Here is a 13,380-nt window from a genome sequence, read left to right as displayed (position 1 = left end):
CGCCCCCCCCCCCCCGGGCCGCGGTGGACGAAACCCCCCCCAGGACCCACCCCCGCCTCGACGATGCCGCCCATCGGCGAGCGCCCCGGCTGCAACAGCCCGCCGGAGGAATCGAGGAAGACGCCGTCCCCGCCCCCCCGCCCCGGGACATGGACGAAGCCGCCCCAGCCCACCGCCACGACCGTGAGGCCGACCACCGCCATCAGGGCGTGCCGGGTCATGCTGGTGGTGACGTGCATCGCCCCCTGAAGCGCATCGATGCGGTTGTGGGCGCGCAAAGCCTGGGGGCGGAAGAGGGTGATCGACATGGCGGGTCCCGTGTCCGGCCTGAGGGCGGCGCCCGGTCCACCGGCGCCGGAGGGAGTGGCGAGGGGGCCTGCCCGTCAGGCGAGGCCGGCGAGGCGTCCGATCACCGGGTGGCGATCGTCCAGGAGCTGGTCGACCCGGCCGGCGAGCAGCGACAGGATCAGGTCGTCGTAGGTCATGCCGTGCTGGGCGAGGCCCAGGGAGACCAGGCTGGTCAGGCCGGGCGAGGGCGCCTTCAGGTCCGGCTTCGGATTCGCCTCCAGGACGAAGAGGCGGCCCTCGGTGTCGCTGCGCAGGTCCAGGCGCACCAGGGCTTCGAGGGCGAACTCGTCCGCCACCGCACGGGCGATCCCGTCGAGGGTGCGCAGGACCTCGCGATCCCGATCCGGGCACAGCAGGCGGGCGCGCTCCCCGGTGATCGGGCGCAGGTCCATCGAGGTGAAGATGGTCTCGCCGGGCTCCAGCACCCGCTCCAGTGCCGAGAACACGAACGGGTCGTCCCGGCGCGACAGCCGCCCGCCCGACGCCACCACCCGGCCGGCCACCGCCACGCAGTATTCCGGACCGCCGAGATAGGGCTCGATCAGGGCCGCCCCATGCGTCGCCGCGTGCACGCCGGCGACGGCGTCGCGCAGCTCCAGCACGCTCGCGACATAGGTCACGTGGAGGGAGGCGCGCCCCGAGACCGGCTTGACCACGAACGGGCCGCGATGCCGGCCGAAGGTCCGGGCGAAACGGCGTGCGAAGGCGCGGTCCGCCATCGGGCGCAGGCCGTCCGGATCCGGACGGACCAGGAGGGAGGGCGCCGTGGGGATGCCGGCGGCGGCGAGCTGGCGCTTGAAGCGGTGCTTGTCGTCGAGGAGCGCCGCGACCAGGGGATCGTGGCCGACATAGGGAAGCCCGCACAATTCGAGCAATCCGGGGGCATGCGCCATCGCCGCCCGCCCCTGGACGCCGGCGGTGTTGAGCCAGGCCATGTGGGTGCGGCTCGAGGCCAGCGCGCCGGCGAGGCCGAGATCGTCGGGCAGCACCGCGACCTCCTCCCGGATGCCGAGCCGCGTCAGCGACGCGGCGATGTCGCGCGCGACCGGCTCGTAGCTCTTCCAGGAGCGGTGGTTGGCGGAGGGGTGCAGCACCGCGCCGTCCCGGCTCTTGTCGCCGGCATAAATCACCGCGAGGCGCAGGCGCCGGAACAGCACCTCCACGGCCCTTGCCAGCTCGGCCGCCGACCGGCGCGCGGTCACCGGCTCACCGGCACGCAAACGAGGAAAGGCCAAGGCGGCAACATTCTTCACGGTCGTGACTCCTACTCAAGACTACGGCAGATGCCGGTTACGCAGTGCCCCGCGACATGTGCATGGATGTTTCCTCTGAAACTTCTGGAAATCCGCCAGCGGAAAGCGAGGCGGATCTTCGGTCAGGGTTTACGCTTCGATGACGGGCCCGACGGGCAGGATCGTTCGGCGACCGCAGCGGCGCCGCGCCGCCGGGCGGTGCCGGCTCAGCGCGACGCGGTCCGTTGCAGGCCGATCGCCTGCACGATGCCTCCGAGCGAGTCGATCTCCCGGCGGATCGCCGCGCTGGTCTCGCGGCTGCCGCGCAGGCGGTGCACGGCGCCCTGAGCCGTCATCAGATCCTTGAACCGGGGGGTCGCGGCGGCCCTCAGGAAAGCCTCCTCGAGCCGGCCGATCACCTCAGGTGGCGTGCCGGCGGGCGCGATCAGGCTCCACCACAAGACCGTCTCGGCCTCGCCGAGCCCGAGATGGGCCAGGCCCTGCGCCTCCGGCATCACGGCGTTGTCGCTGGCCGAGGTCAGCATCAGGCATCGCGCCCGCTTCTCCCGCAGATGCGGCAGGATGGCCGAGAGCGAGCCGCCATAGACGTCCACCTGGCCGGCCAGGAAGGAGCGGGCCGTGTCGACCGCGCCGACGAACGGCACCGGCCGGACCTGCGCGCCGACGGCGCGGAAGATCCGCTCGGTTCCCAGATGCAGGATGCCCCCCATCCCGTCATTGCCCAGGCTGTAGGCGCCGGGCCGGGCCTTCAGGGCATCGAGCAGCCCACGGGCGGAATCCGCCGGGAAATCGGGCCGCACGCACAGGACATAGGACGAGTAGCCGACCGACATCACCGGCTGGTAGCTCTCGGGCCCGTAGGGCACTGTGCTGGCCAGGGGGGCGGCGGTGAGAGGGCTGTTCCAGGTGAACGCGACCGTATAACCGTCCGGCGGCGCCGCGACGGTGCGGGCGATGCCGTCGGTGCCGCCGTTCCGGGGGCGGTTGTCGACGATCAGCGTCTGCTTCAGATCATCCTCGGCCAGGGTGGCGAGCGCGCGCGCGAACACGTCGGTGCCGCCGCCCCGCGGTGCCGGGACCACGATCACGATCGGCTTCACCGGATAGCTCCCGGCCGCCCGTGCCGCCGTCGCGGCGAGGACCGGCGGCACCAGGCCGACGAGCGCCGCGAGGGCGGCCCGGACTCTCGACAGTCGCCGCGACACCGCGTCCGGCCCTCGCGGGGGCCGAGGGCCGTCGTGCCGTGGATGTGCCTGCCGCCAGCGCATCATCGCCGATTCCGTCGCGTTCGAGGGACGGACCGACCCTACGCAGCGTGAGTTAAGGAATCGGACACTCCTGAGCCGTTCGGGACCAGCCCGAATCAGACTTATATAGATATAGTGAGTAATAGTATGCGGCGATCGCCGGGGCGCGTTGGTCGAATGCTTAACCTTTGACTTCGACTGTCGGACGGGTTCGGACGCAGGGCGGCCAGGTGCCGGGGAGAGCGCGATCGTGACGACAGGCAGCGGCGGCATCCGCGCCCGGAGGCTGAAGGACGCGGCCATCCTCGTGCTCCTCGCGGCCTCGTCGCTGCTCCTCCTGCTCTATGTCGCCTTCAGCGACGCCACCCGCGTCGCCGAGCAGATCCAGACCGAGAAGCTCCTCGCCCAGGGCCGCCTGCTCCAGGGCGAGATCGAGCGCTTCGTCCGCCCCGGCCTGCCGATCCACCAATTCGTGGGCTTTCCCGCCCAGGCCGAGGCGGCGCGGGAGGCGGATCCGCTGATCGGCGCGGTGGGCCTGCACGATACGGCCGGCCGGCCGGTCTTCCCCGGCTGGGAGGCGCCGGACTGCGACGCCGCCCGGGCCACCCCCGTGCGGGCGGCGGCCTCCGCCGCCATGACCTGCCTGACGGGCGACGCGATCCGCGTCGCGCTTCCGGTGGCCGACCGGTTCGAGCGCGTCGGCGACATCGTCCTGACGACGCCGCGCCGCGCCGTCGCCGCGCAGGTCGAGCGGATCTTCGCGTCGCTTCTCGCCGTGGTCCTGGCCGTGACGGCGGCCTTCGCGGCATTCGTCCTCGCCGTTCCGGCGGCGCTCGACGGCGCCCGGCGCTGGCGCCGGATCGGGTTCGCCTTCGTGGCGGCCTTCCTGGGCACGACCATCGTGATCGTCGGTGCCCTGGTCGGGATCTATTCCGACGGCGCCCAGGCGCGGGCGACCGCGCTGTCGCGCAGCCTGGCGATCCGGCTCGACGATGTCGTGGCCTACGGGCTGCGCTTCGACGACATCACGGGGATCGACGCGCTGTTTTCCGAGTATCGCCAGGTCCATCCCGACATCCGGGCCGCCGCCCTGGTGGTGGACGGCCGCATCCGGGCGCGGAGCGGGGGCGCGGAGATCGGGGCGCCTTGGGTGGCCGATCCCGGCGACTTCAACTACGCGGTCACGGTGTCGGCGCCGGGGGCGCATCCGGTGGTCCAGGTCCGGGTGGCGCTGCCGCGCAGCACGGTCTACGTCCAGGTCGCGCGCAGCGCGAAGAACTTCGCCGCTCTGCTCGTCGCCTGCGGACTGATTGCCGGCATCCTGATGGGCGCGGCCCGCGCCGCGCAGGGCGAGGATGGGGACGGGACGGCGCCCGCCCGCGGCGAGGCGGTGGGCGCCCTCGTCACGCCGGTCTTCTTCCTGGCGATCCTGTCCGAGCATCTCTGCTACGCCTTCCTGCCGCAGACGATCCAGGCGGCCGCCGCCGCCGCAGGCTTGCCGGCAGGCGCGGCCTCCGCGCCCTTCGTCGCCTATTACCTGGCCTTCGCCCTCGCTTTGCTGCCGGCCGGCCGGCTCGAGGGCCGGGTCTCCGCGAGGTCCCTCATCCTGGCCGGCCTCGTCCTCTCGGCAATCGGGCTGGGCGTGATGGCCGGCGCCGCCTCCCTCGCGGGGGGCCAGTTCTGGGCGGCGCTGACGGCGCGCGGCCTGTCGGGCATCGGCCAGGGCATCCTGTTCATCGGCGTCCAGGGCTATCTCCTCGCCACCGCCTCGCCGGCGCGCAAGACCCGGGCGGGCGGCGTGATCGTGTTCGGCTTCCAGGCCGGGATGATCGCCGGGATGGCGATCGGCTCGCTGCTGGTCTCGTCGCTGCAACCGCAGGGCGTGTTCACCCTGGCCACCCTGGTGGCGGCGGCGGCGGCGCTCTACGTCCGCCTGGCCCTGCCGGCCCTCGGCGCGTCGGGCCGTCCGGCGCCGGACGCCGCGGCCCCGCTCGGCCGGGTCGTCGCGACGCTCCTGCGCGACCGCACCTTCCTGGCGACGATCCTGCTGATCGGCGCCCCCGCCAAGGCGGTGCTCACCGGCATCGTGCTGTTCGGCCTGCCGCTCCTGCTGGCCCGGCACGGCCTCCCGAAGGAGGATATCGGGCAGATGACGATGCTGTATGCCGGCGCGGTCATCCTCGCCTCGCGCCTCGCTTCGGCCCGGGCGGACCGCACCAACGACACGACCGGCCTCCTGGTCCAGGGAGCCGGTCTGACCGGATTGGGACTGATCCTGATCTCCCTGGCCGGCGGCGGCCCGACCGCCCTGGCCGTCGCCGGGGTGACGGTGATCGGGCTGGCGCATGGGCTCGTCAACGCGCCGATCCTCACCCATGTGGTCGAGGCGCGGATCGCCGCCCGCGTCGGTGCCGCCAACGCCGCCGCCGCCTACCGCCTGCTCGAACGGGGCGGGCACGTGCTCGGACCGATGATCGTCGCACAGGTCTTCCTCCTGGCCGGGCAGACCTTCGTGGCCATGGCCTGGATCGGCGCCGTCATCCTGGCGGCCGGTCTCCTGTTCCTCGTCCTGTCGCGCCGCGCCGACGATGGCGGCGCTGCGGAGGCCATCCCATGACGAGCCCGGCCACGATGCGCTTCGACGCCCTCCGACGCGCCCCCGCGCCGATCCGCGTCGCCCGTCTCCTCGCGGCCCTCATCGTGCCGGTCCTCCTCTTGACGGTCCTCATGACGGTTTTGGCCGGGGCTCAGCAGGCCGGCGCCAGCCCGGCGGCCCCTGTGGCGGAGTGGTTCCGCCTCGGCGACGAGGCTCTCGCCGACTGGTCCGTGGAGCGGAATCCCGATCGGCCCGACGAGGTGACGCTGCGCCCGCGTCGGGCACCGGCGGGGCCGTTGCGCCGGGTGCTGGTGGTCTATCCGCGGCCGTCCGACGCCTACGACGTGGCGATGACGACGATGCTCGCCGTCTTCTCCCGCAAGGGTCAGGACCTCGCGGTGACGGCGGTGAATTTCGGCAACGACGATGCCAGGGGGCGGGCACTGCTGCGGCACGCTGCCGACGAGGGGGTCTCGCTGATCCTGGCCATGGGGTCCGAGAGCACCGCCTGGCTCTGGGAGCATTATCGCGGCGGCGCAATCCCGGTGGTGACCGTCTGCTCGAAGGATCCGGTCCTGCTCGGGCAAGCCGCGGGCTACGATCGTGGTTCGGGGACGAACTTCGCCTTCACCTCTCTCAACGTCCCGATCGACGTGCAGATGGCCTATCTCAAGACCCTGAAGCCGACGCTGACGCATATCGCGGTGATCGAGGACCCGCAGAACGTGAGCGCTCTCGAAACCCAGGTGAAGCCGCTCCTGGCCTATGCGCAGGCTCATGGCCTGCGGGTGACGACCCTGTCGCTGAGGGAGACCGATCCCGCGGCCGAGCTCGAACGCCGGATGAGGGAGACGGTGGCCGCGATGGCGCGCACCGATCCGCCGCTCGCCGCGAGCGTGTTCTGGGTCACGGGAAGCACCTCGATCTTCCGCCAGATGCCGGCGATCAACGCCCATGCCGGACGGGTCCCGGTGCTGAGCGCCGTTCCCGACCTGGTCAAGGCCGGCGAGGACAGCGCCGCCCTGTCGATCGGCATCCGGTTCGAGTCGAACGCCCATCTGGCGGCCCTCTACGCACTCGACGTTCTGTCGGGCCGTGTCGAGGTCGGCCGTCTGGCGGTCGGCGTCATCTCGCCCCCGGACATCGCCGTGAGCTTCCGGCGGCTGCGGGCGACCGGAACGGCGTTGCCCCTGGCGTTGTTCGAGGCCGCGGGCACGCTCTACGACTACGAGAACCGCGCGGTCCGGACCAACGGAGTCTCCGTCGGGCGCATGACGGTCGCGCGATGATGGCCTCAGCAGACTTGCGGTGGCGGGCCACCGCTTCGTCCGCTCAAAATCTTGTTTTGTTACAGATTTTTGCCGCAGAACCGGTGACCGCGTCGGCAAAATCGGTTGAGATCGTCGGCTGCCTCGAAGGCAAACTGCCGCCCACGTCGCCAGGATGGATGGCGAGCGCAGACGAATGGAGTGGGTCGGTCCATCTCGGCCAGGGGCTTCCATGTCTCCATAGGTGCCGAGACGACGCACCAATCCGGGCCGATATCGGGCAGCGGAAGCAGGAAGAGCCGCGCTTGGCGCCGTGAGCCCTTGGCGCTGACCACCACGATCAGATGGCTCATGAACCCGGGACCGCGTGGGCGCTCCCTGCCTGCCGCCGTGAGCGGCTCCCATCAGAAGGACCCGGCTTTGCCGGGGTAGATTTTGTATGCGCGCCCGGCATGGGTGCGTGCCGACACCGCAGCATCATCGACCGGCGAATATCTATTTTTTAGAACAAAAAGTAAAAAACAATCAATTTTACCGAAGTCGTGCGGGCGGGTACGGGATCTCGCAGTCACAGCCGATTCCGAGGAGATCCTCGTGCCCATCGTCGACCTGCCGCTGCTCGCGCCAGCGGCGTTGCTCGCCTGCGCCGCATTCTGCTTCTCGCGTCCGGGGCGCCGTCCCGGACTCGTCCTCCCGCTCGCGGAGGCGGCGACGCTCGCGGCGCTCGCCATCGCCGCCATCGCCCTCGTCGTGCTCGTGGTGATGGGGCCCGGTACCGGCCCGCTTCTCGGCCTGCATGGCGTCGGGCTCGCCGTCCGGCTGGACGCGGTGAGCGTCACCATGCTCCTGCTGGTCTCGTTCGTCGGCTGGGTCGTGGTGCGCTATGCCGCGCGCTACCTCGACGGCGAGGAGCGTCAGGGCGCCTTCACCGGATGGCTCTGCCTGACGCTCGCCGCCGTGCTGCTGCTCGTCAGTGCCGGCACCCTCGCCCAGCTCGTCGCGGCCTGGATCGCCACCAGCCTGTTCCTGCACCGCCTGCTGCTCTTCTATCCCGAGCGGCCGGGCGCGCGGCGGGCTGCGCGCAAGAAGTTCATCACGGCGCGTCTGGGCGATGCGGCGCTGATCGCCGCCTCGGTCCTGCTGGCCCTGGCCTACGGCACGGGCGACATCAGCCAGATCCTGCTCGCGGCCCGCGCGGGGGAGGGTGGCGGGCTCGCCGTCGCGGCTGCCGGCCTGCTCGCGCTCGCCGCCCTGCTCAAGTCGGCGCAGTTCCCCGCCCATGGCTGGATCACCGAGGTGATGGAGACGCCGACCCCCGTCTCGGCGCTGCTCCACGCCGGCATCGTCAATGCAGGCGGCTTCCTGCTGATCCGCTTCGCGGACGTGCTCCTCCTCGCCCCCGGCGTGCTCGCCGTCTTGGCGATGGTCGGCGGCGTCACGGCGCTGCTCGGCAGCCTGGTGATGCTGACCCAGCCGTCCGTGAAGACCTCGCTGGCGTGGTCGACCGTCGCTCAGATGGGCTTCATGACCCTCGAATGCGGGCTCGCGCTGTTCCCCCTGGCGCTGCTGCACATCGTGGCGCATTCCCTCTACAAGGCCCATGCCTTCCTGGCCTCGGGCGGCGCCGTCGCGGCGGTCGCGGCGATCCGCCGGCCGGGGCCGGTCGCCATCCCGGGCCCGGGCGCCGTCGCGCGCGCGGTGCTGGCGGCCTTCGCGATCTTCGTCCTGGTCGGCATCGGGTTCGGGCTGGCCCACAAGTCGCCCCAGGCGCTCGCGCTCGGCGCCATCCTGATCCTCGGCGTCGCCTACATGCTCGCGCAGGGCTTCGCCGACGCCGCGCCCTGGGCGCTGACCCGGCGCACCGGGGCCTACGCGGTCGCCGCCTCGGTCGGCTACTTCGCCTTGCAGCTCCTCGCGATCCGCCTCACGGCGGGCATCCTGCCGCCGACGCCCGCGCCGGGCCCGCTCGAATGGGCACTGATCGTCCTGGCGCTCCTCAGCTTCGGCCTCGTTGCCATCCTCCAGGCGATGTTCCCGCTCTGGGCCCATCACCCCGCCGCCGCCGGTCTGCGGGTGCACCTCGCCAACGGCCTCTACGCCAATGCCGTCCTCGACCGGCTGATCGGCGGCTGGTCCGCCCGTCACGCCGCCTGACCTGACCGGAGACGCCACGATGATCGAGATCGTCCACTCCCTTCCGACCGCGCACGAGACCGTCATGGCCGCGGCCGATGCCGCGGGCCGGCGGATCCCGCCCCTGTGGCCCCTGGCCTCCAGCGTCGCCGTCAATCCCTTCCTCGGACATGCCGGCGAGCCGCTCTGGGCCGCCGGGGCGCGCCTCGCGCGGGCGGGCGGCGCGGCGGTGACGATGCCGCGCCGCTGGTACCGCGACAGGGTCGCGGCGGGACTCGTCACGGACGAGGACCTCCGGGACGCCCTGGCGCAGGCGCCCGCGGCGCTGCGCCCGGCTGACCTCGACGCCCTCAAGGCCGCCATGCAGGCCGAGGCGCGGCCGGTCCCGGCTCTGCCCACCCTGGCGTCGCTCTGCGCCGAGGCATCCGGGATCGACTGGCCGGGCCTGATCGCCGACCGGATCACCGCCTGGGCGGCCGGCCACTTCGACGAGGGGCAGGCGTTGTGGACGCCGCCGCCCGGCGGGAGCGCGCTCGCGCTCTGGCGGACCTGGGCGCTCCACGACCTCACCCCGGAGATCGCCGGATTGAGCGGCTTCGCGCAGCACGTCGCGGGGGTGCCGGACGGGACGGTGCCCGCGCTCGCCCGCGCCGTCGCGCGGCTCGGGCTCGCGCCGGACGCCCTGGAGAGCTACTTCCACCAGGTCCTGCTGTCGCTCGGCGGCTGGGCCCAGTATGCCCGCTACAGGCTCTGGCAGGCGGAGCTTGCGGGGACATCCGACGGAACCCTGAGGGACCTGCTCGCCATCCGGACGATCTGGGACGAGGCCCTGCTCGCCCGCTATGGAGACCAGATCGTCGAACGCTGGGCCGCGATCGCGGCCGCTCACGCATCCCCGGCCGTGCCAACGCCCGACCTCGTCGTCGACGCCGTCCTTCAGGACGCCTGCGAGCGGGCGGGCCAGCGCGCGCTCGCCGCGACGCTCGCCACGGCCGCGCCGCAGGGCGGGACCGGCCGTCCGGTCCTTCAGGCGGCGTTCTGCATCGACGTGCGGTCCGAGGTGTTCCGCCGCGCCCTCGAATCCCTCGATCCCGGCATCCGTACCCTCGGTTTTGCGGGCTTCTTCGGCTTGGGCCTCGCGCACCGGCGCTTCGCGTCCGACGTGGTGGAGAACCGGCTGCCGGTCCTTCTCAAGCCGGCGCTGCGCACGTGCACGGCCTGCCCCGAGGGCGAGATCGCGGACCGGTCCGCCCGGATCGTGGCCCGCGCGGGCCGGGCCTGGGGCCGCTTCAGGCAGGCGGCGGTGTCCTCCTTCGCCTTCGTCGAGGCGGCGGGGCCGCTCTACCTCGGCAAGCTCCTGGCCGCCTCGCTCGGCCGGGGCCAGGCGGCAGCGCCCGAGGATCCCCCCCCGCGCCTTGATCCGTCGCTCGACCCCGCCTCGCGGGTCGCGAGCGCCGCGGGCATCCTGCGGGCGATGTCGCTGACGGCGGAGTTCGCCCCCGTCGTGCTGCTCGCCGGGCACGGCGCGACCGTCGTCAACAATCCCCATGCCAGCGCGCTGCATTGCGGCGCCTGCGGCGGATACACGGGCGAGGTGAATGCGCGGCTGCTGGCGCAACTCCTCAACGACCCGGCGGTGCGGACGGGCCTCGCCGAGCAGGGCGTCGTGGTGCCGTCCGACACGGTGTTCCTCGCCGCCCTCCACGACACCACCACGGACGCGGTCACGCTCTACGCCGACGACCTGCCGGTGACGCGGCGCCCGCCGGATCTGGCGCGGATCCGGGGCTGGCTCGCCGCCGCCGGCACCATCGCCCGCGCGGAGCGCGCGCTGCGCCTGCCGGGGGCGGGGGAGGGTGGCCGCGTTGCCCGCCGCAGCCGCGACTGGGCCGAGACCCGCCCCGAATGGGGGCTGGCAGGCTGCCACGCCTTCATCGCCGCGCCGCGCCACCGCACGGCGGGCCGGGCGCTCGACGGGCGGGCCTTCTTGCACGAGTATGACTGGCGGCAGGACAACGGCTTTGCCGTGCTGGAGCTGATCCTCACCGCTCCGGTGGTCGTGGCGAGCTGGATCAGCCTGCAATATTACGGCTCCGTCGTCGCGCCCGACCTGTTCGGCAGCGGCAACAAGCTCCTGCACAACGTCACGGGCGGCATCGGGGTGCTGGAGGGCAATGGCGGCCTCCTGCGGGCCGGCCTGCCCCAACAATCGGTTCACGACGGCGCCGCCTACGCGCATGAGCCCCTGCGGCTGTCGGTCTGTCTCGAAGCGCCGCGGGAGGCGATCACCGAGGTGCTGAGGCGCCACGCGGAGGTGCGGGCGCTGTTCGACAATCGCTGGCTGCACCTGTTCGCCCTCGACCAGGACGGCCGGATCGCGTGGCGCTACGCTGGAGACCTGAGGTGGACCAGCACCCGGCAGCCGGGCGGCGTCGCCCCGGACGTGCCGCTGAAAGCGGTCGTCTGAGGAACGTCAGCGCCCCGGGGCGAACCCGCCGCGGGGCCGGACGGGGCTGCCGTCACTCGGCGGGCACATCCGTGGGGGGCGGCACGCTCGCGGCGATCAGGTCCTGGAGGACCGGGTTCGGGAAACGTCGGGTCTGGACGATGGCGTAGAAGCGCTCCGTGACGTCCGGGATGCGGCAATGCTCGATCAGCACGCCCGCGTGCAACTCGTCCTGAACCACGATCGGGGGCACCACCGCGACGCCCTCGCCCTCCCGCGCCAGCAGGCGGAGCATGGCCATGTCGTCGACCTCGGCCTGGATGATCGGGTGAATGCCCGCCAGCGACAGCACGCGGTCGAGGGCCACGCGGATCTCGCTGTCGAGGCTCGGCAGCGTCACCGGCACGGTCCGGAGCGCGTCCGGGAAGCGCAGCGGCGCCGCAGCCGATCCGGACCGGCCCACCAGGCTCACGGGCTGCTCGGCGATGAGGTGGCTGTGGAAGTCCGTGCCGGCATCCCGGCGCACCGCCGTGGTGGCGAGCACCACGTCGAGGCTGTGCATCTCGAGCTGCGCCAGCAGCTCGCGCATCGTGCCGGAGCGCACCACCAACTCGATATCCGTCCGTCCGATCACGGGGCGCAGGAACTCGAGCTGGAAGTTGCGCGAGAGGGTGGTCAGGGCTCCGACGCGCAGCACGTGCTGGGCCGCCCGGGGGCGGCCCTGGAGCACCTTGAGCAGTTCGTCGCCCGTCTCGAAGACGGTGTCGGCGTAGTCGAGCGCGATCCGTCCCGCCTCGGTGAGGGCGAGCTTCTTGCCGCGGCGCTCGAACAGGTCGTGCCCGAGCTGCTGCTCCAGCTTCTGCAACTGCACCGAGAGAGCGGATTGCGACAGGTTGAGAGTTTCCGCGGCCCGGGTGAGGCTACCCTCGTGCGCGATGCGGTGGAACAGGCGCAGATGATGGTAGTTCAGGTTCGTCATGCCGCATATCTACGCAAGCGAACGATGTGTGGCAATCTTTGAATTTGTCTCCGGGCTGGAGCGCCCTTACCGTGACTGCATGCGGCCGGGACATCAGACCTTGTTCGAGTCGACCGGGAGGATTTGACACTCGGCGTGTCATTCCGGGCTCCGCTGCGCGGGCCCGGAATGCTGGAGGGGGTTCAAGACCGTTCAGTCAGTCAAACAGGCTCTCGGTCATGACCATCCCCCACGTCACACGAGATCTTTCGAGCATGCCGCAATCGTCCCGGCGATCGGCGCTCCGCCTTCGAAGGTCGTCGGCGACAGCCTCTGTCGCCAGGCCCGACCCCGGCGGAGGCTGCGATGATCGCGGTCGCGGCGGCGCGTGAGATCGCGGGTCTCTCATCTCACCGAGTCAGGCAAGACGGGCATGCCATCCCCTGACGACGGCCGGACAAATCTTCGATTAGACGGGGATCGGACAGCCATGCTCAAGACGCTCCCTCCCGGCCAGGCGCTCCCATCCGCCGGGGAGGCCGCGGCGCCGAGGGTCCTGGACCTCCTTCTGCGCGGCGACCTGGTGGACGCCGATGTCGATCGGGCGGTCGATACCTACCTCGCCGATCCGAGCCTGCGGACGGGCCAGCTCCACGCGCTCTACCGGATCGATTTTGCCGAGATTGATGCCGCGATGCGGGCCTCCACAGGTCGTCTCCGTCCTGCCGGCGGACGCGCCGACCGGCAGGCTCTGGTCTGCGCCCTCCTGCTCCATCGGCCGCATCTCGTGCATCCGCCCGCCACCGCCGAGCCGTCCCGTCCTGCGCGGTGAGATCCGCCGGTTCGGCCCCGTTGCGGCAGGTCGCCGGCCCCTCGACATCCCTGACCAAGGTTTTCGCCATGAAGGACATTCTCGCCCTGCTGGATCATCGGCGGGGCCATGCGCGGCGCGGCGGCGGCGAGACGCGCGTCGCCGCCCAGCACGCCAAGGGCAAGCTCACGGCGCGCGAGCGCATCGAGCTTCTCCTCGATTCCGGGTCGTTCGAGGAATTCGACATGTTCGTGCAGCACCGCTCGAACGATTTCGGGATGGAAAAGCAGAAGATTCCAGGCGACGGCGTCATCACCGGC

General features: G+C 71.9%; 10 protein-coding genes and 1 pseudogene. 6 read left to right on the top strand and 5 right to left on the bottom strand.

From position 1 onward, the window contains the following. The 3 genes and pseudogenes from VP06_RS19875 to VP06_RS19865 all read right to left on the bottom strand — a co-directional run. Positions 1-308, bottom strand: a pseudogene (locus VP06_RS19875) (hypothetical protein); the annotation flags it as partial. Positions 309-383: 75 nt separating this feature from the next. Then, positions 384-1,550 carry a D-alanine--D-alanine ligase family protein gene (locus VP06_RS19870; RefSeq protein WP_048465527.1) on the bottom strand — a complete coding sequence of 389 codons (1,167 nt, stop codon included), beginning with the start codon at positions 1,548-1,550 and terminating at the stop codon, positions 384-386. Positions 1,551-1,807: 257 nt separating this feature from the next. Beyond that, entirely contained in the window at positions 1,808-2,806 is a 999-nt protein-coding gene (locus VP06_RS19865; RefSeq protein ID WP_053081939.1) for a Bug family tripartite tricarboxylate transporter substrate binding protein, read from the bottom strand. 292 nt (positions 2,807-3,098) lie between these two features. Here VP06_RS19865 and VP06_RS19860 point away from each other — a divergent pair, with 292 nt between their 5' ends. Together VP06_RS19860 and VP06_RS19855 are read left to right on the top strand one after the other, a co-directional pair. Beyond that, positions 3,099-5,465 (top strand): MFS transporter, encoded by a 2,367-nt coding sequence (locus VP06_RS19860; protein WP_048465522.1) that lies wholly within the window; start codon positions 3,099-3,101, stop codon positions 5,463-5,465. After that, complete coding sequence (locus VP06_RS19855; RefSeq protein ID WP_053081938.1) at positions 5,462-6,733, top strand: ABC transporter substrate binding protein; 1,272 nt, start codon at positions 5,462-5,464, stop codon at positions 6,731-6,733. The genes VP06_RS19860 and VP06_RS19855 overlap by 4 nt, the downstream gene beginning before the upstream one ends. 59 nt (positions 6,734-6,792) lie before the next feature. Here VP06_RS19855 and VP06_RS36515 read toward each other — a convergent pair whose 3' ends face one another. Further along, on the bottom strand, positions 6,793-7,065 hold the full coding sequence (locus VP06_RS36515; protein WP_156295688.1) for a hypothetical protein: 273 nt from the start codon (positions 7,063-7,065) through the stop codon (positions 6,793-6,795). Positions 7,066-7,306: 241 nt separating this feature from the next. Here VP06_RS36515 and VP06_RS19850 point away from each other — a divergent pair, with 241 nt between their 5' ends. Both VP06_RS19850 and VP06_RS19845 read left to right on the top strand, forming a co-directional pair. Further along, positions 7,307-8,866, top strand: coding sequence for a proton-conducting transporter transmembrane domain-containing protein (locus VP06_RS19850; RefSeq protein ID WP_048465521.1), 1,560 nt, complete (start codon positions 7,307-7,309; stop codon positions 8,864-8,866). A 19-nt stretch (positions 8,867-8,885) separates the two neighbouring features. After that, on the top strand, positions 8,886-11,312 hold the full coding sequence (locus VP06_RS19845) for a YbcC family protein (protein WP_048465520.1): 2,427 nt from the start codon (positions 8,886-8,888) through the stop codon (positions 11,310-11,312). A 52-nt stretch (positions 11,313-11,364) separates the two neighbouring features. Here the strand turns inward: VP06_RS19845 and VP06_RS19840 are convergent, their stop codons facing one another. Next, a complete protein-coding gene (locus tag VP06_RS19840) occupies positions 11,365-12,270 on the bottom strand; it encodes a LysR family transcriptional regulator (protein ID WP_048465519.1) in 906 nt (301 codons plus the stop codon). Between the two features lie 469 nt (positions 12,271-12,739). Between VP06_RS19840 and VP06_RS19835 the strand changes: the two genes are divergently transcribed. Both VP06_RS19835 and VP06_RS19830 read left to right on the top strand, forming a co-directional pair. After that, on the top strand, positions 12,740-13,081 hold the full coding sequence (locus tag VP06_RS19835; protein WP_053081937.1) for a hypothetical protein: 342 nt from the start codon (positions 12,740-12,742) through the stop codon (positions 13,079-13,081). Between the two features lie 68 nt (positions 13,082-13,149). After that, the coding region (locus VP06_RS19830) for a carboxyl transferase domain-containing protein (RefSeq protein ID WP_280950229.1) at positions 13,150-13,380 on the top strand (231 nt) is incomplete at its 3' end.

This window comes from Methylobacterium aquaticum (genome assembly GCF_001043915.1).
Taxonomy (GTDB): Bacteria; Pseudomonadota; Alphaproteobacteria; order Rhizobiales; family Beijerinckiaceae; genus Methylobacterium; species Methylobacterium aquaticum.
Note: the sequence above shows the minus strand (reverse complement) of the source record. Positions and strands in the feature narration are given on the sequence as shown.

What these genes read in the sequence shown, in the direction of transcription:
- VP06_RS19840 (WP_048465519.1), bottom strand. Translation starts at nt 12,270, where the DNA reads ATGACGAACCTGAACTACCATCATCTGCGCCTGTTCCACCGCATCGCG.
- VP06_RS19855 (WP_053081938.1), top strand. Translation starts at nt 5,462, where the DNA reads ATGACGAGCCCGGCCACGATGCGCTTCGACGCCCTCCGACGCGCCCCC.
- VP06_RS19835 (WP_053081937.1), top strand. Translation starts at nt 12,740, where the DNA reads ATGCTCAAGACGCTCCCTCCCGGCCAGGCGCTCCCATCCGCCGGGGAG.
- VP06_RS19845 (WP_048465520.1), top strand. Translation starts at nt 8,886, where the DNA reads ATGATCGAGATCGTCCACTCCCTTCCGACCGCGCACGAGACCGTCATG.
- VP06_RS36515 (WP_156295688.1), bottom strand. Translation starts at nt 7,065, where the DNA reads ATGAGCCATCTGATCGTGGTGGTCAGCGCCAAGGGCTCACGGCGCCAA.